Below are 17469 nucleotides of genomic sequence, written 5' to 3'. Positions count from 1 at the left end.
AGCGGCTATTTCTTTATTGTTCTGATTTTGTGGTTTCATAATAGTCCAAAAATAATTCATGCAGGGCAGGATGTGTTTTTCTCAACTGCACTAAACGATTCGTTTCATAGGACATGAAGCAGTGCTGGCTGGTTCCAGTAGTCACCAATTTTTCTCCATTATAAACCAAATATTCAAAATCTAAGCGAGTGCCAGTATATTTGGTGACGATGGGCTTGATCAAGACTTCATCACCGAAGCGGACCATTTCTTTGTACTCACAGGTGACTCCTAATACGGGGATCATAATACCGTCTGCCTCGATTTTTTCAAAGGGCCATTCCATGAAACTCAACGCGTCAACGCGGGATTCTTCAAACCAGCGAATGTAATTGGAGTGATGAATGATACCCATCTTATCGGTTTCATAATAAAAAGGCTTGCGCAAATAGCCGGGATATTTTTCCATAATTATTTCCTTTCGATTGCGTATTTTTTCATATAGCGGGGCAGTGCCTCGCTGATCGTAGTCGGCAAGACAACATAATTCTTTTCTGATAGGTCGTCACCGATCAGGCTGTGAAGATAGACAGCAGCGCCAATCGTATCCATTCCTTTTTCAAATTGTGCTAAAAATCCAGTAATCATTCCCGCTAAGGTGTCGCCCATACCGCCTGTGGCCATGCCGGGGTTGCCCAACGGATTTTGATAATAGGAGACAGCATCGTCATAAATCGTTGTACGATGGCTTTTCAATACAATTTTGGCTCCAATGAGCGCTTGCTGGGCACGATTATTTTCATCGGTCTGTTCAATAAAAGATAAGCCGCTTAATCTTTCCCACTCAGCTTGGTGAGGAGTGAAGACTGTCTGAGAGGGGAACTTCAAAGACAGGTTGTACTCGCTGAAGAGCGAGATAGCTGAACCGTCGATCACTAACCATTGCTGCGCCTTTTGGGTTTTTAAAACGCCTTTTAAGAGCGTGATTGCGGTTTTATCCAAACCAAGTCCTGGACCAATCAAAATAACGTCCGCTTGTTCCAATACTTGGTAGATCATCGTGGTTTCCCAAAAGGCCAAAACCATCGTCTCTGGTAAACGAGCATGAAGCGCGCTATGATTTTTTTCAGCCGTAATGACGGTGGTGAGTCCGGCACCGCTTTTGATACATGCTTCGGCACTCATGATGATCGCACCGCCGTATTGCTGATTGCCGCCGATCAAAACAACTCGTCCGAAGGTTCCTTTATGAGAAATTTCCGGTCGCTTCTTAATCACTTTATGTAAAATATCTTCGCTTAACTGAACCATAGAGTCACCTGCTTTCATCAAGAAAAATATCGGTTTATTTTTGCGAAAAGTAATAGTAGAAAAATGTATTATGGGTACCATTATAAGGGAAAAAGGAGAGCCTGTCCCAGCATTTCTTAAAGAGTTTTCATTTTTATTCTATTGAATAGAATGCTATCATGATAGTGGTTTTAATTAAAGGAGGAATCTTTCAATGACAATCGATTTTAAAAAAGAAGTCGAAGCACGCAAAGATGATTTGTTAGCAGATCTATTCACTTTATTACGCATCAAAAGTGAACGTGAAGACGACAAAGCAACCAAAGAAGCACCATTCGGACCTGGACCGGTCGAAGCATTAGAAAAAATGCTTGAGATCGCAGAACGTGATGGCTTCAAAACAAAAAACGTCGACAACTATGCCGGCCATTTTGATTACGGTGATGGCGATGAAACCTTAGGGATCTTTGGTCACTTAGATGTGGTACCAGCTGGCGACGGTTGGGATTCAGATCCTTACGAACCAGAAATTCGCGACGGCAAATTGTATGCTCGTGGTTCAAGCGATGACAAAGGACCATCTGTTGCAGCTTACTACGCGGTAAAAATCATTAAAGAACTAGGCTTGCCAATCTCTAAAAAAATCCGTTTCGTCTTCGGTACTGACGAAGAAAGCGGCTGGGGAGACATGGATTACTACTTCGAACATGAAGAAAAACCTGATTTTGGGTTCTCACCAGATGCCTATTTCCCAATCATCAACGGTGAAAAAGGGAATGTAACAATGATCCCTCACTTTGATGGCACAAATGGAACTTCTTATGTTTTAGTAAGTTTCGAAGCTGGATTACGTGAAAACATGGTTCCCGGCAATGCAGTCGCAGAAGTAAAAGTTGCGGATGCAGATGCTGCAGAAAAATTGGCTAAAGACTTTGACGTTTATGTAGGAAACAATCCAATTAGCGGAAAAGCGGATGTAGACGGATCAACCGTTACTTTACACTTAGATGGAAAAGCAGCTCACGGTGCCAGCCCTCAACTAGGTACAAATGCAGGGACATTCCTAGCAGTCTTCTTGAATAACTATGATTTCGATAAAGGGGCAAAAGCCTTCATCGAAAATAGTGCGAAATATATCCATGAAGATGTCTATGGTAAAAAATTAGGCGTTGAATTCAATAATGAAAAAATGGGCGAATTGACAATGAACGCTGGGATCTTCAGCTTCAAAGACGGTCAAGACAACGACAACCATATCACATTGAATTTCCGTTACCCTAAAGGTACGACAGCAGAAGACATCAAAGCAAAATTAGAAGAACTATTTGGTTCAGATGTTAAAGTAACTCAAGGCGGACACCACATGCTGCCTCACTATGTACCAGCAGATGATCCATTGGTAGCTACTTTATTAGATACCTTCGAAGAACATACTGGTATCAAAGGGGAAGAAAAAGTAATCGGCGGCGGAACATTCGGTCGTTTGCTAGAACGCGGTGTTGCTTACGGCGCTCAATTCCCAGGATTTGAAGATACTATGCACCAAGCCAACGAATATATGTCTGTTGAAGACATTTTGAACTCTGCGGTAATCTATGCAGATGCGATCTATCGTTTAGCTAAATAGTTTTAAAAATAGGGTCACGCTCAATTTGAGCGTGGCTTTTTGATTTAGTTGTTAGAAACTCGCGTGAGCAGAATAATTTCAATCTGCGCCATTTTCCTTTAGGGTTATAGATAGGAAGTGAGGAGATACAATGAACGAACCAAACTTAATCGATCCAAGAAATCTATTTCATGGCAGTCAATTTAAGAAGCAAGATCAAGAAACTCCTGCACTACAGGACGAAATGACACCTAAACCAGATTGTGGTGAGGAGAGCTATGTGGGAAGTAAAAAATTAGAAAATCGCCGTGTGTTGATCACTGGCGGAGATTCCGGTATCGGTCGTGCGGCAGCTATCGCTTATGCACGTGAAGGAGCCGATGTTGCAATCCACTATTTTCCCGGTGAGGATAAGGATGCAGAGGAAGTAGCGGACTATATCGAAAAAGCTGGAAGAAAAGCGTTGTTATTACCGTATGATCTGCGAGAAGACCATGCACCAAAAGAAATGGTTGCCAAGACCGTTGAGGCCTTTGGTGGATTAGATACCTTAGTCTTGAACGCCGCGCAGCAAATCTCGCATGAATCAATTGAGAAGCTGCCAGTTAAACAGGTCGAAGATACATTCAAGGTAAATATTGTTTCAATGTTTGCTATCGTGCAGGCAGCCTTGCCACATTTACCAGCAGGCAGCAGTATCATTACGACGACCTCAGTCCAGGCCTTCAACCCAAGCGATCATTTAATGGACTATGCCTCAACGAAGGCGGCAATTGCGAATTTCACGGTCAGCTTGGCGAGTCAATTGGCGAAGAAAGGGATTCGGGTGAACGGGGTTGCACCAGGCCCGATTTGGACCCCATTACAATTAGATCAAGGACAGCCGAAAGATGCTTTGCCTGATTTCGGTCAAAATTCATTATTAGAACGGGCTGGACAGCCTGTAGAATTGGCACCAGTCTATGTTTTTCTAGCATCAAATGATGCCAGCTATGTTACTTCGCAAATTTATGGAGTGACTGGCGGAGAACCGATCAATCTATAAGAGCAAGTCAAAAAAAAAACGTATGTCGATATTTTCGACATACGTTTTTTTTGCTGAAAGACTAATCATTAATGATTCGATCAATACTCAAAACAGTCCCCGTTTTGGCATCTGCTTTAAATTCGTAAGCGACTAAGTGATCGTCTTCCGTGCGGGTAATTCCGCCAGAAAGAATGTTCATTGTGATGGCGAATTTTTGCATGTGTTCAGTATCAAAAGAGATCCAAGAACCTTCAATCGGACCTTCTTTCAAAAAGGCTTTTTTGATTTGATCCAAGACCTTGTCTGGAGACATGTCTTGTTTTTTTCTGTAATAGTGATTTGCTGCAATGCCTGCAGCTAGTCCAATCGATGAACCGATGGCGAGACCTTGAGCAAATTTTTTGGCTTTGTCCATAATGCAAACCTCCTTGTTCGTGTGTTCGCTTTATTTTAACATAAAGTAGGAGGATTGCTGATAAGAAACAGTACGAGTTGCCTTCTTTCTCAAAAAGTCCGAAAAGTGTATAATCAGGGTAGTAAAAGAAAAGGTCGTGACGGAATGATTATCCCTAAAAGTATTGAAGAGTTAGCCGGCTATGCGGAAAAAGGAAAGAATGTTTTCTTCTTTACAGCTGATTGGTGCGGCGATTGCAACTTTATCAAACCTCAGATGCCCGAGATCGAAGCGGAATTTCCGCAGTTCAAATTTATTCAAGTCGATCGAGATGAGTATATCGACGTGGCAGCCGAGTGGAATATCTTTGGAATCCCTAGTTTTGTCGTAGTGAACGACGGCCAAGAATTAGGTCGATTAGTCAATAAAAACCGAAAAACCAAAGATGAAATTGCTGGCTTTTTACAACGAGTAGAAGGGTAGGAGATCAAGATGTTCACACAATCATATCAAAATGTTTTAGTTGGGATCGATGGCAGCGAACAAGCAATGGAAGCTTTTAAAAAAGCGTTGGCTGTTGCCAAACGAAATCAAGGGACTGTTTATGTCGCAAATGTGATCGATCATCAAATCTATACATTCATGAGCTATTCTCCACTGAATGAAAATATTATGGATCAATTAGCTGCGGATGCAAAAGAGTTGATTAACCAATGTAAAGCAATTGGAAAAGAATTTGGCTATACTAAGATTGAAGGTATTGTTGCTTATGGTTCTGCCAAAGAAGCAATGGCAAAAACATTACCAGAAAAGTATGACATTGATCTAATCATGGTAGGTCAATCTGGTTTAAATGCTGTGGAACGCTTTATGACCGGCAGTGTTGCCAGCTACGTGATCAAAGAAGCTCTGTGCGATGTACTGATTGTTCATCCGAGTGCTGAATAAAAAGCTGGCTTGCCCAGCTTTTTATTTGGAAAAAAAACGATTCTGAAGAATCGTTGCTTCTTTGACTAATTTAGAAATGAAAAAAATCTCATGCAAAAGTCCCATTAGATTTGTTAAGATACGAGAGGACTATGACTGGAGGTAAAAACGTGATTTTTGCGTATAATAAACAAAATGTTGGCGATACATTGATGGTAATCGTCAAAAATGATGAAAATAAAGAGAACAAATCCGAAAGAAAAGGTGCTGTTGCTCGCATCCAAACAATTGATGGAACAACCGTTGCTTGGAACTTTTTCAATGTTTCTGATTATTTAACAATCCACGGAAATGGACAAGTGGAATTAACAGAAAAAGATATAGATACATTGAATGAGCAATTGAAACTTGCTGGTTTTGAAGAACGTTTAGTAGCAGACCTTTCACCAAAATTTGTGGTGGGGTATGTGAAAACTTGTGTGGATCATCCTGATTCAGATCATTTGCATATTACTGAGACGGAGATCGATGGCGGCGAAACATTGCAGATCGTGTGCGGTGCATCAAACATCGAAGCCGGTCAAAAAGTTGTCGTAGCAAAACCTGGTGCGATGATGCCTGATGGTCAAATGATTTGGCCAGGAAACTTACGCGGCGTGGACAGCTTTGGTATGATTTGTTCAGCCAAAGAATTGCATTTGCCAAATGCACCAGAGAAAAAAGGAATCCTAGTATTAGAAGATGATGCTAAGGTTGGCGAAAAAGTTGAAATAGGTAAATAAAAAAATCTCCGTTTTGAAGTTCTTTTGAATTTCAAAACGGAGATTTTCTATTAACCATTAAAACAAAGACAAGAGAACAAGTCTCTGTCATTTAGGCTGTTTTTTCTACCATTTGGGATTAACCAATTCTATTCCTTTTTTTGAATGCTAAACTAAAAGCAATCATATATTACTTTTAGTTGGAAGGAGGAAAAAATTTGCTTTTACTTTTACTTGTATTATCCCTCATTAGCTTAGCTCTATCTTTGATTATGAATACGAAACTGAAAAGGGCGGCTTCAGGGGCACAATTTGGTATCCTGACTTTAATTCAGGGCGGGAGTCTAGGAGCAACAGTCGGTATATTACTTGTTTTATTGATCAAAGGACGTACACTTGGATAAAAAAGAAAATTGATTCCACCCAGAGAGAATGTTTTCTCTGGTTTTTTTGTAAAAAAAGCCACCGAAATGATGAAAAACAGTCATTTCGGTGGCTTTATCAGTATTCGGTTTTATTGATTACTTTGTTGCTGTGAATTTGATTTCAGTGAATTCGCATCAATGCTCAATTTAACTGAAACAGTATTTTTCTTGTCTTGACGATAGTAGGTAACTTTTACTGTGTCGCCAACTTTGTGTTTGTACAATTCAGATTGCAGTTCTACACCTGTCGAAACATCTGTATCATCAATTTTTGTGATGACGTCATATTTCTTCAAGCCCGCTTGATCAGCAGGAGTTGACGCTTGAACTTTTGCTACTACGACTCCTTGTGTAACTGAACTTGGTACTTTGACGATTTCACTCAACTGTTCAGTTGATAGATCAGAAAGATTAACCATCGAAACACCTAGCGCAGGTCGAATAACTTTACCGTCTTTTTCAAGTTGGTTGATGACATTTACAACATCGTTACTTGGAATGGCAAAACCAATTCCTTCGACGCTGACATTTGATTCTGTTTGAACGATCTTGCTAGAATTGATCCCGATTACTTGACCCGCCATGTTTACTAATGGGCCGCCTGAGTTACCAGGGTTGATCGCCGCATCCGTTTGAATCGCATTAATATTGACCGTTTGTCCATCTTCATTTTGATTGACTACTTGGCGATTCAAGGAAGAAATAATCCCTGAAGTTACAGAGTTCGCATATTGTGAGCCCAAAGGAGAACCTAAGGCAATCGCTGGTTCACCAACTTTTAAGTTACTGGAATCACCAAAAGTAGCAGGTTTGATGTCTGCGACTTTATCCGATTCGACTTTTAGAACCGCTAAGTCTGTATAAGAATCTGTACCGACTAACGTCGCTTTGACTTTTGAACCATCTTTCAATAGAACCTCAAGTCCATCTTGTTTTTCTACAACGTGATTATTCGTAACGATATACGCGGTCTTGCCTTCAAGTTTGTAGATGACACCAGAACCTTCGGACGCTTCTTCTAGCTGTCCGTTCTCATCTGATTGTGATTGCTTGTCTTCGTTGCCGTTACCGAAGATATCAGAGAAACCGCCTAAGCCGCTTTGTGATTGCTGCTTCTGCAAGTTGATGACAGAAACAACTGCGTCTTGAACTTTGCTGGCAGCATCAGTAACATCAGAATTCACGTCGACTTTCATGTTGCTGACTTTTGTGTTGCCGGCACTAGGCGAACCGCTGGCATTTTGATTATTTGGAGACAGCAGCGAACCATTCCCTACATAAAAAATCCCAATTGTTAAAACAGCACCAAGCACACCGCCTAGTAAACTAATCCCAAACCGTCTAAAGAAACCAGGTGACTTTTTGGGTGTTGGTGTAATATTTTTTCTAACCATATTTTCCTCCACCTCTACTATAATTTAAGTTATATTGAGTATAGTATTATTTTGTAAGATAAGTCTACTACACCGATTTGACTTTTTTATGAAAAAGTTTTGGAGGAAATTGTAGATAAATGATAAAAAAACTTGTTTTCCACAACAATGGTGGAAAACTAAGGAAAAAGTTTGTTAATTGTCCAAAAGGATTTATCCACACAAATGTGGATAAAGTGGATAACTTGGTGGAAAACATACGTTTGTATATAAAAATACCCCGAAAATGGGAAAGGATAATCCAAAATCTGGGGATAACCCTGTGATTAGTGTGCATAACTTAGTGGAAAAAGGTTAGCGGGTCCATTTATCGTAGTCCTAATCAGTGGAAAAGATTATGAACTAATTGAATACGACCAAATAAAAATAATTTAGTAGAATGATATTCGATTTGAAAAATGAGTAATTTCTTCTCGAAAAAGTTAATTTCTTTAAATAAAAAAGGGGTATAAGGATGAACATCAAAATTATTTCTGTGGGAAAATTGAAAGAGAAATATCTGGTTCAAGGAATCAGCGAATATACGAAGCGATTATCAAAATATTGCAAGATCACATTAGTTGAAGTACCCGATGAAAAGGCGCCTGAAAAACTCAGTGATGCCGAGATGATTCAGGTAAAAGAAAAAGAAGGGGAACGTATTCTTGCTAAGATCAAAGAACAGGAATATGTCTTCGCCTTAGCTATTAATGGAAAAAATCCCAGCAGTGAAGATTTTGCGGCCACACTGGATCAGCTGCAAACTAGCGGCAAGAGTCAATTCGTATTTGTCATCGGTGGATCACTCGGTCTGAGCGACGAGGTTTTAAAACGGAGTAATACTCAGATCTCATTTGGCAAGATGACCTACCCACACCAATTGATGCGCTTGATTTTAGTAGAACAGATTTATCGAGCTTTCAGGATCAATCAAAATGAGCCGTATCATAAATAGGGAGATTTTTTTGCGATTTATTATTTTAGGGCTGAATGAAACACAAACCGATTGTGTTGCGTTAGTTGATAAGGGGATATCTTACTAAGGTATAAATAAAGGAGCAAAATAATGGAGGAATTAACAGGATATAATTTACCAGAAGGTAGTTACTGGGTAAAAAAAGTACAACAGGATGAGAAGGGAACCCTGATAGTATTAGAGAGCAAACAATTTATGGTGAAAATTCTTTTTGCAGGTTTTGTCTACGCCATGTTATGTTCAGATGAATCTGGACTTCAAAAAAGAAATCATCAATGGCTCGAAAAATTTGCAGAAGTTAGTTTAATAGATGTTGCATTTTTCAAACTAACGGATTCAAAGTTCATTGACTACATTAAGGATCAAACTTTTGGTTATTATGAGGATTTCGACTTCAAGCATTTTGTCGCATGGACTGAAGACAATATTATTGAGATAATTGCCCACTATGAACCAGAAATAGAAATTCAGGAAAAGAAATGAGAATACAATATAAACTGTGTAAGTAACCATCAATCCTAGATAGATGGTTGCTTCGCGGTTTTTATTTTTCTAAAATAAGATCGAGTTGTGGTCGGATTAATTTTGGTAGTACATTTAGTGTATTTTCTGTTTGGAGAAGCTTAAAGTGAAGGTGAGTTGATAGAAAAAGATTTTCGCGAATTATGATTCAGTGGCTTTATTTATTATTGACTTTAATAAACTAACAATACATGGCTATTCAGTTAAAAATAAAACAGTGACCTTCTTGTGAGATGTCCATTACACTTCAAAAGATGGTAGTATAGGTAGACAAGATTTTTAGCTGGTTTGTTTCCAGAGAACGATTCAATTAGAAAAAAGATAATGGAGATAGTAGATGAATAATAATGATAGATTACTGCGTTTGAGATATGCGATAGATATTAAGGATACCGATCTGGTTAAAGCGTTTGATTTAGGCGGTATCACAGTGACCAAAGAGGAAGTACGAGAGATGTTAACAAGGGTGAAAGATACGGAACAAGAGGAAGATAATGTTTATTTAAAAGCCATCAACAATCAAGTCTTCGACTCATTTCTAAATGGTTTTATCATTCTTAAACGCGGCCCCAAAAACAATAAAACACCTGAGGAAACACCGCTCAAGAGTAAAGAGATCAAAAATATTAATAACATTCTCATTAAAAAATTGAAGATTGCCCTATTCCTGACAAGTGAAGATATGTTGGCCATTTTTGCCGAAGCAGGAGTCTATCCTTCAAAAGGGGAACTTGGAGCAATTTTGAGAAAAGAAGGTCATCGCAATTTTAAACCTTGTGGCGATAAATACATGCGCAACTTTTTAAAGGGACTAGGATTGTGCTATCGAAATGAAGAGAATAAGGATAATCGATAATAATTATTTCAATTGTTTATAGGATGTGGCTCAATAAAGCGAAGAAATGAATCTCAGGTGAAACAGGCAAAGCGATCCTTTATTTAAAAAATCTTTTATTCTTCTTTGCTGATTAATTTTATATTTGAATGAATAGATAAAAGAATTGGTGATATCGCCAATTCTTTTTTAGTTAATATCGACTGAAAAAGTGTGTATATTTGTTGAATTGGCGGGATGCTACAATATGTAGCTAGGTTTTTTAGCCCTTTTTTATTAGGCTTAAGTTAAAGGAGGACATTATGGATATCGGTTCAAAATTAAAACAACATCGAACACAGCGACAGTTGACCCAAGAAGCAGTGGCTGAAAAATTACACGTTTCTCGTGGAACGATTTCTAGTTGGGAAACGGGAAGAACATTTCCAGATATCGAGAAATTGATTTATCTCAGCGAACTATATGAGCTTTCTTTGGATCAGCTGCTAAAGGAGGAGCCTATAATTATGGAGACGATTGTTACAGAACGAAAGAAGTTGAAACGGTATAAATGGGTTAAGACTATTGGACTAGGATTACTTGTGTTTTTCCTACTGTACAATATCTATTGGTTTACAATAGTTTTTCCTCACAATGCAAAATTGAAAGACTGGACCCATACGTCGAGCAATAACTATTTGGAAAGAGATGGGTATATTTTCCAAGCACACGACCTCAAGTATCCGATGTTTTTACCAAACGGAAACATTTCAGTGGCTACTTATAAAAATGGCCCATTTTGGATCAGCATTGATGGAGATCAGGTTATGGTATCAGTCAATGAGAGTGATCCGTTGATAAAAGGATTGGAAAACAAAGAAGACTTTGGAATGATTCGAATGAACCGAAAGGATTTGAATAGTGCCGAATATACTAACTTGGATGGCGAAGATGGAAATTTAACTAAGCAGTTGTTAGCGAAGCACTCTGTGGAGTTCACTAAAGCCTATCAAGCGACCGAACGTGTATGGAAGGAAGTTAATGAGTAAAGTGAAGCGAACTTTGGGAGATTTAGAGACAGTTTAATAGACTAACTGAAATTTGAAGTCCAATCATCTTAATTGATGGTTGGACTATTTTTTTAATCTAACAGGAGGGATCAGTGCTGCTTAGAATATAAAAATAGTGAACATACGGGGATAAGAAAGGGTAAGTTGTCTCGAGAATAGTTGAATTCTATTGAGTATTTAATAGCTGTTGACCTAAATACAACATGAGAATCAACGTGTTGTTATGGTGTTGATCTCAGACAATGTGTTAATGAAATGGTTGGATAAAAAAAATATCAGTAATTATAAAACAAACAATTTGTGGATACTATATAAATAGATTATTATTATTCTAATTTGGGAAGAAAGCCCTTTACAGCTATTATTATGTGATTTCCTATTGGCTGTTTTGTGAATGAATGCATTTGAATATATCAAAATGCTTATGGTTATTACATGATTTTTTGCTTTAATCAAGCAATTTTATCTAGAAGTTAGTTGTCCGTATCTAACAAATTGGAGGAGAAAGTATGAATAGGAAAATAGTTAATATGTTAAGCAAGTTAGCGATAGTGACCATGATAATGAATGGTGTATTATCAACTTCGCTTTCACTTTCAAGGACAGTTTACGCAGAAACGAATACGACGGCTAAACGAACGGATTCATCCTTAAAAAACCAAGTAGATTTGAACAAAAATGAATCCCCCGCAAAAACAACTACTGATAGCACGGTACCAGATGCAGTACAGCCAACATCCTCTTCTTCTGAGAAGGAATCAGAAACACCGGCCGACTCGGACGTAATGACCGAAAAGAATGAAGCAAATGCATTCAAACTGAATAAATCTGCCGCGGCTAAAGTTGCGATTGGAGATCAACAGACCACCGGGGGGTTACATGTCTCAAATATGGATTTTTTCTGGGATGGCCACGCACTGGTCGCTCCTACAAAAGAAAATCCAGCGAATGTAAGATATACATTGACTCTCGACGAAGCAAATCGTCAAACAGGAACGACTCCTTTTAACGAAGATAATGAAGCGGGCCATGATAATGATGCATCAAATGCAATAATTCGTACAAATGATACTCTGGACTATCAAGTGAAAATCTCTATTGCGCGAATAGATGGAGGGACAGAACAAATTACCAATCTGCCTACTTTATATGCGGTTCCTATTTTTCAAGATGACATTCGTGTGGGAAGTAAAAATTATCAACCAACAGGAACTTTTAGAAATAGTACCTATAGTAATTCCAAAGGAACGGTGACCTTTGCTAAATCCGATGGAGAAAAGGTTTCTGGGTCTATAAGTACAATACGTGGAACGGATTACACAACGACTACTTCAACAGGGACCGCTGTGACCAGAGATGTGAAACTAAAGGTTGGCGTCTTGCCTAATGATTTTAGCTTTTCAGTCGGAATCGTTCTGGCGGCTAAAGCAGACAATCTAGCTGCCGATTCTACAATCTACGGTCTTGCAAATGACTTAGAGCCAATCGCAGTTTCACAAAAGAGCAGTGCTAGTTTATCTGGAGTCTCCGCATCAAACTTTACCAATACAGATTCATGGACAAAAGATGATAAAATCGGGCCTAAAAATGTTAAGTACTCTTATCGAGTATACTTTGGACCGCAGTCTTCATTAGGAGGAGGCTCGTTAGGATTTAAAATCAATAATATGGAAGTGGATCACACAGGAACCTATGCTTTCGAAAATCAAAAAACACAAGAAATACCTATGGATCCTAAAAGTAATGCTGAAAGATATAAAGGATATGTTCCAAGCGACTCAAAATCAGGAAACGTTACAATACAATATGCGTCTGATGATTTGGGGAATGATCCCGTAGGTTCTCCAGTAAATTTCACGACATCTAATGATGATTGGTTAAAAAAATCGACATGGGTACCAACTGATCCTGCCAATGTATTAATAAATCAATCAGCAATTTTTGCACAGATTACCTACGTGTTTAATGATTTGGACCCATACAATATCGGTGGCGAGTTAAATCCTGAAAATTTACGAGCTACTACTACCCGGTCGTTGACTTTATCACAGATAACTGCGAAGGACTTCTTTGACGATCCAGTTGTAGTAGAAAAGCAGCCGACTGTTACTACCTCTTGGACCTCCAATACACCAGGGATAATTGATGGAGCATTGCAGCTTACTAAAGATGATAGTAACACCATGACTTGGGATAAAAATACCGATGAGTATGGTAGGAATGTTCTAGCCTATTCAAGTAGTTCACAGCTTGCTCGTGTCGGTTTTTTGTACGCTCCTGAAAACTATAAAGAAGGAATGGAAGTTAGTGATGGAGTCCTTAAAGATACTGTTTTATGGGGAGCCTATAATAATGAAAGTTATTCACTGAACGAAAGGGATACTACACACAATTTTTACACAAAAGATGCTGATGGCAAGGTAACCGGTGAGGCTAAAGGAGTTTATGAGTATGGCGTACCGAAAGATCCTCAACAAAAAATTACTGACGAGTTTTTGCATAAGGCGACGCAAGATGATTTTATTTGGAAATATAAAGGTGATCCAGCTGGCGCAAATGGGGATAATCGAGTTGCGGCTTTCCGTGTGACATTACCAGAAACGGTATATGTTCAGTTCAAAAAATATAATGGAGAGATCAATCGTTGGGGAGCCTCGCCGCATATACAACCACTAAAGCCAACTCCAAAATTTATTGGTAATTCGGATAAAGAGGGAGTAACAAATCTAGTTGTGGCTTATGCAATTACGGCTTTTAACGGTGGCGAATCGAAAGACTATTTACGTCCCGACCCATCTACTCCTAAACAATATACAAGCTTTAATGCTGTTAAGAATAAGAATCCCGACACTTGGCTAAGTTCAAATAAGCAAACGCCAAGTAATTATTGGATTGATTGGCTTGCATATGGCGTCACTGCCTTAAATGTAACAGTAGGCACGAATGCAGAAAAGCCATCTGTCACCTTGGGAGATTCCGATAAATTCAATTACTCGATGAAATTATCGACAGATTACCTTGAAGGATTTAAATCGCTGTCAAAAGAAGATCTGAAAAACCAATTGGCTAAAACAAAAATTACGATTACTTCATATTCAAAAACGGATGATAAACAAGATAATTACACCTATATAGGTAGCGATGGTGAAAAACATCAGATGTCTGTGTCTGTGGGACCAAGTAACACAACAATAAACTTTGATGATCCTAAAAATGAAGACTTGTTAAATTATTTGACCGATTCGATGTATCAATCCTTTGTCACTGGGGATGCCGGTACTGTTACGCTAAATTTTTCAGGTGGAGAATTTGTCACTACGAGGGCAGAAAATACCTCATATATCAATAGCACGATTAATTTCTTTGGCAATTGGGATCATGATAATGCTTGGTCAAGAGTTACGGCTACTACGCCCAATGGATTTAGGTGTACTAGAAAAAATTGCACCAAAAACAGTAGGCAAACTAAGTTCAAATTACCAGATTCAGGTTTTTCCATACACCTTTAATGGTGGTTCGGAGAATAATATGCGCGGAATTGTTCCATTACCAGTTTCCAAACAAGATGGCAGTGATTTTGCCGGTGCTTCTACGTTGACCAACATCACTAACGTTAATAGCAATGGGAAAACAGTGACTTTTTATTACTCTCAAAAGCAGAATCTTGATGTGAATCCTTCAGAACCAATTCAGGAAGGAAATGATCAAGGGTGGATCAAATGGGATGGTAAATCTGACAGTCTAAAAAAGGCAAAGTCGATTGCTTATCAGATTACTGGACCAACGAATAATGAAATGTTGCAATTCAATCTTGATTTTCAAACTTCTGGGAATCAATATTGGGATCGGTATCGTCAACGTTCGTATGTCAATTCGGATTCAAAATATCATGAATTAGTTCCTTCTAACTATGTGCAATATGTTGTGTTCGAGCATGGTAATGTAGAACTAAGCAAGGTAGATGCTAAAACGAAAGCTCCACTCGATGGTGCGGAGTTTGTCATTACTTCGAGTAAAAGTGGATTGTCCAATATACAGAAGCGGCTTGCACAATATCAAAAAGAGATAGTGACATCACCTGAAAAAGCCACAGATCTTAAAGCTGCTTTGCTGAAAGATTTGGTTCCGCATTTAGTGCGCGGTGATTTAGCAAAATTATTTCCAGAATTGAATAATGAAGTTGTGAATTCAGATAATCTAGATCGGATGTGGCGTTACTTATCTAGTGATACTCGTTTGCAATCACCTAATAAACTTGATTTTAATCAGGACGGCGTGGTAAATGAGGCAGACAAGGCTCTCTTTATTGATGGAGCAATTGCGCCATATGTTGTGACCACAGCACAAGGAAGAGCCACTTTTGATAATTTGGAGGTTGGAGATGGAGGAGGTAGCAAAGATTATTGGATATTTGAAATCAATGCGCCAAGTAAGTATGTTAATACCTCAGAGCCGACACATGTGCTAGTGGATAAGGATGGTACAGCTAAGATTGAAGTTAACAATTCAAAATACTCCTTCGATGTTGAAAAAGAATGGAAAGATGTTCCCGCAGGAATCCAAACGCCGGAAATCACTGTCGATTTGTATGCGAACGATCAGAAAACTGATAAATCTATTCAATTGAATAAAGAAAACGGGTATCATGGTTCATTTAGTGATTTGGATGTAAGGGATAGCTCTGGAAATCTGATCCATTATACGGTGAAGGAACAAACACCGAGCCAGTATAAGGCAGACGATCAGCAAGGTGAAATTATCGACGGTATTGCTAAGCTAACGAATACCTATATTACAGAAAAGATTACGATCAATGGACAGAAAAAGTGGGATGATCAGAACAATCAGGATAATAAACGGCCAGCTGAAATTACCGTTAATTTGTTGGCAGATGGAAAAATAATTAGTTCTAAAAAGGTAACTAACGAAGATAATTGGACCTATGAATTCACCAATCTCGATAAATACAAAGCGGGAAAACCGATTGATTACACAGTGACTGAAAATCAAGTTGATGGGTATACAGGGACAGTTACTGGGACCACAATTACGAATAAGTACACTCCTGAGTTGACGACGATAAAGGGGACAAAAACGTGGCATGACAAAAATGATCAGGATGGTATTCGTCCTGAAAGCATCACGATCCATTTAATGAATGGGAATAAAGAAGTAGAAAGCCAAGTAGTTACGGCAGATAAAAATGATGAGTGGAAATATGCATTTGATAAGCTGCCGGTATATGAGAATGGCAAACAAATTTCTTATACAGTAAAGGAAGATTCAGTAAAAGGTTATTCTGAAACGAATAGTGGCTATAATATTGCAAATACCCATAGTCCAGAACTTACAAAAGTTGAAGGAACGAAAACTTGGAAGGACAACGAAGATAAATATAGTACTCGTCCCGATCAAATTAAAGTGACACTTATGGCTGATGGTAAAGAGATGATGGCCAAAGTAGTTACTGCCAAAGACAATTGGAAATATAGTTTCAATGATCTTGCGAAGTTTAAAGACGGCGGAAAAAAAATTAAGTATACAATTAGTGAAACACCTGTCAATGGCTATCAAAGCAAAATTAATGATGGAGATTTGACTAATACATTGCTGACGACTAACGTAGAAGGAAAGAAAATTTGGGATGATAAAAATAATAAAGCGAAGGTTCGACCAGAGTCGATTGATGTCGCCTTATTACAAAATGGAAAGCAGATTGATTCGATCGTTGTGAAATCCGAAGACGAATGGAAGTACCATTTTGTGAATCTACCCAAAGTGGATAAGGCTGGAAAAGAATATGTCTACTCAGTGAAGGAACTGAATGTTCCAAAATTCTATACCACGAGTGTACAAGGGTACACTATTAAGAATACCTACAAACCAACTGTACCGCCAAAAACATCAAAACCTCCTAAAGGGCCAAAAAGCAAGAATCACCCGCCTGAAAAATTAAAAAAACAGCACCAAAGTTATCCAAAAACGGGTTCTGTTGATAATCATTGGTTGGTTATTCTAGGTGGTATCATCGTTGTATTGTTAGTTTTCCAAAATGCTATGAGCAGACGCCGTAAAAAGAACTAAGGATTAATAAAGTATGTGGTGCAAAATTGCACTGCATGCTTTTTTGTAACGAAAGGTATGAAACTACTGTCTGTACGAAGGGAAGATAAGTTCAGCACAATGGTCAGTAATCTAATGAATAAGAAAAAACGTGAATACGACCGCACAATTAAAATAGCGGTTGTATTCACGTTTTTATATAT

15 protein-coding genes are annotated in these 17469 nt (G+C 38.5%); 11 read left to right on the top strand and 4 right to left on the bottom strand.

Features of this window, described 5'->3' with window-relative positions:
- Positions 1–13: 13 nt before the first annotated feature.
- Both I585_RS07835 and I585_RS07830 read right to left on the bottom strand, forming a co-directional pair.
- Positions 14–448: an acyl-CoA thioesterase gene (locus I585_RS07835; protein ID WP_010742920.1), complete on the bottom strand. Its 435-nt coding sequence runs from the start codon at positions 446–448 to the stop codon at positions 14–16.
- 2 nt (positions 449–450) lie between these two features.
- Positions 451–1290: an NAD(P)H-hydrate dehydratase gene (locus tag I585_RS07830; protein ID WP_010742921.1), complete on the bottom strand. Its 840-nt coding sequence runs from the start codon at positions 1288–1290 to the stop codon at positions 451–453.
- Between the two features lie 193 nt (positions 1291–1483).
- Here I585_RS07830 and pepV point away from each other — a divergent pair, with 193 nt between their 5' ends.
- Complete coding sequence (gene pepV, locus I585_RS07825; protein WP_010742922.1) at positions 1484–2896, top strand: dipeptidase PepV; 1413 nt, start codon at positions 1484–1486, stop codon at positions 2894–2896.
- 130 nt (positions 2897–3026) lie between these two features.
- The gene (locus I585_RS07820; protein WP_010742923.1) at positions 3027–3920 is read left to right on the top strand and encodes an SDR family oxidoreductase; all 894 of its coding nucleotides are present in this window, start codon (positions 3027–3029) and stop codon (positions 3918–3920) included.
- 61 nt (positions 3921–3981) lie between these two features.
- On the opposite strand, the gene I585_RS07815 is transcribed toward I585_RS07820, so the two are convergent.
- Positions 3982–4317 carry a hypothetical protein gene (locus I585_RS07815; RefSeq protein ID WP_010742924.1) on the bottom strand — a complete coding sequence of 112 codons (336 nt, stop codon included), beginning with the start codon at positions 4315–4317 and terminating at the stop codon, positions 3982–3984.
- 144 nt (positions 4318–4461) lie between these two features.
- Between I585_RS07815 and I585_RS07810 the strand changes: the two genes are divergently transcribed.
- The 3 genes from I585_RS07810 (at position 4462) to ytpR (ending at position 6005) form a co-directional block, all read left to right on the top strand.
- The gene (locus I585_RS07810; RefSeq protein ID WP_010742925.1) at positions 4462–4779 is read left to right on the top strand and encodes a thioredoxin family protein; all 318 of its coding nucleotides are present in this window, start codon (positions 4462–4464) and stop codon (positions 4777–4779) included.
- A 9-nt stretch (positions 4780–4788) separates the two neighbouring features.
- Positions 4789–5244, top strand: a complete 456-nt coding sequence (locus tag I585_RS07805; protein WP_010742926.1) for a universal stress protein — start codon at positions 4789–4791, stop codon at positions 5242–5244.
- A gap of 149 nt (positions 5245–5393) precedes the next feature.
- The gene (ytpR, locus tag I585_RS07800) at positions 5394–6005 is read left to right on the top strand and encodes a YtpR family tRNA-binding protein (protein WP_010742927.1); all 612 of its coding nucleotides are present in this window, start codon (positions 5394–5396) and stop codon (positions 6003–6005) included.
- A gap of 493 nt (positions 6006–6498) precedes the next feature.
- Here the strand turns inward: ytpR and I585_RS07790 are convergent, their stop codons facing one another.
- Positions 6499–7803: a S1C family serine protease gene (locus tag I585_RS07790; RefSeq protein ID WP_010742929.1), complete on the bottom strand. Its 1305-nt coding sequence runs from the start codon at positions 7801–7803 to the stop codon at positions 6499–6501.
- A 493-nt stretch (positions 7804–8296) separates the two neighbouring features.
- Here I585_RS07790 and rlmH point away from each other — a divergent pair, with 493 nt between their 5' ends.
- The 6 genes from rlmH (at position 8297) to I585_RS22600 (ending at position 17287) form a co-directional block, all read left to right on the top strand.
- On the top strand, positions 8297–8776 hold the full coding sequence (gene rlmH / locus I585_RS07780) for a 23S rRNA (pseudouridine(1915)-N(3))-methyltransferase RlmH (RefSeq protein ID WP_010742930.1): 480 nt from the start codon (positions 8297–8299) through the stop codon (positions 8774–8776).
- Positions 8777–8887: 111 nt separating this feature from the next.
- Positions 8888–9280 (top strand): hypothetical protein, encoded by a 393-nt coding sequence (locus I585_RS07775; protein ID WP_010742931.1) that lies wholly within the window; start codon positions 8888–8890, stop codon positions 9278–9280.
- A 376-nt stretch (positions 9281–9656) separates the two neighbouring features.
- On the top strand, positions 9657–10175 hold the full coding sequence (locus I585_RS07770) for a YehS family protein (RefSeq protein WP_010742932.1): 519 nt from the start codon (positions 9657–9659) through the stop codon (positions 10173–10175).
- Positions 10176–10456: 281 nt separating this feature from the next.
- Positions 10457–11182: a helix-turn-helix domain-containing protein gene (locus I585_RS07765; RefSeq protein WP_010742933.1), complete on the top strand. Its 726-nt coding sequence runs from the start codon at positions 10457–10459 to the stop codon at positions 11180–11182.
- 530 nt (positions 11183–11712) lie between these two features.
- Positions 11713–14712, top strand: a complete 3000-nt coding sequence (locus I585_RS23625; RefSeq protein WP_010742934.1) for a hypothetical protein — start codon at positions 11713–11715, stop codon at positions 14710–14712.
- Positions 14621–17287 (top strand): Cna B-type domain-containing protein, encoded by a 2667-nt coding sequence (locus tag I585_RS22600; protein WP_051104557.1) that lies wholly within the window; start codon positions 14621–14623, stop codon positions 17285–17287. The genes I585_RS23625 and I585_RS22600 overlap by 92 nt, the downstream gene beginning before the upstream one ends.
- Positions 17288–17469: the final 182 nt, after the last annotated feature.

Origin of the sequence: Enterococcus malodoratus ATCC 43197 (assembly GCF_000407185.1) — a bacterium.
Lineage (GTDB): Bacteria > Bacillota > Bacilli > Lactobacillales > Enterococcaceae > Enterococcus_A > Enterococcus_A malodoratus.
This window is presented reverse-complemented; position numbering and strand designations above follow the sequence as displayed.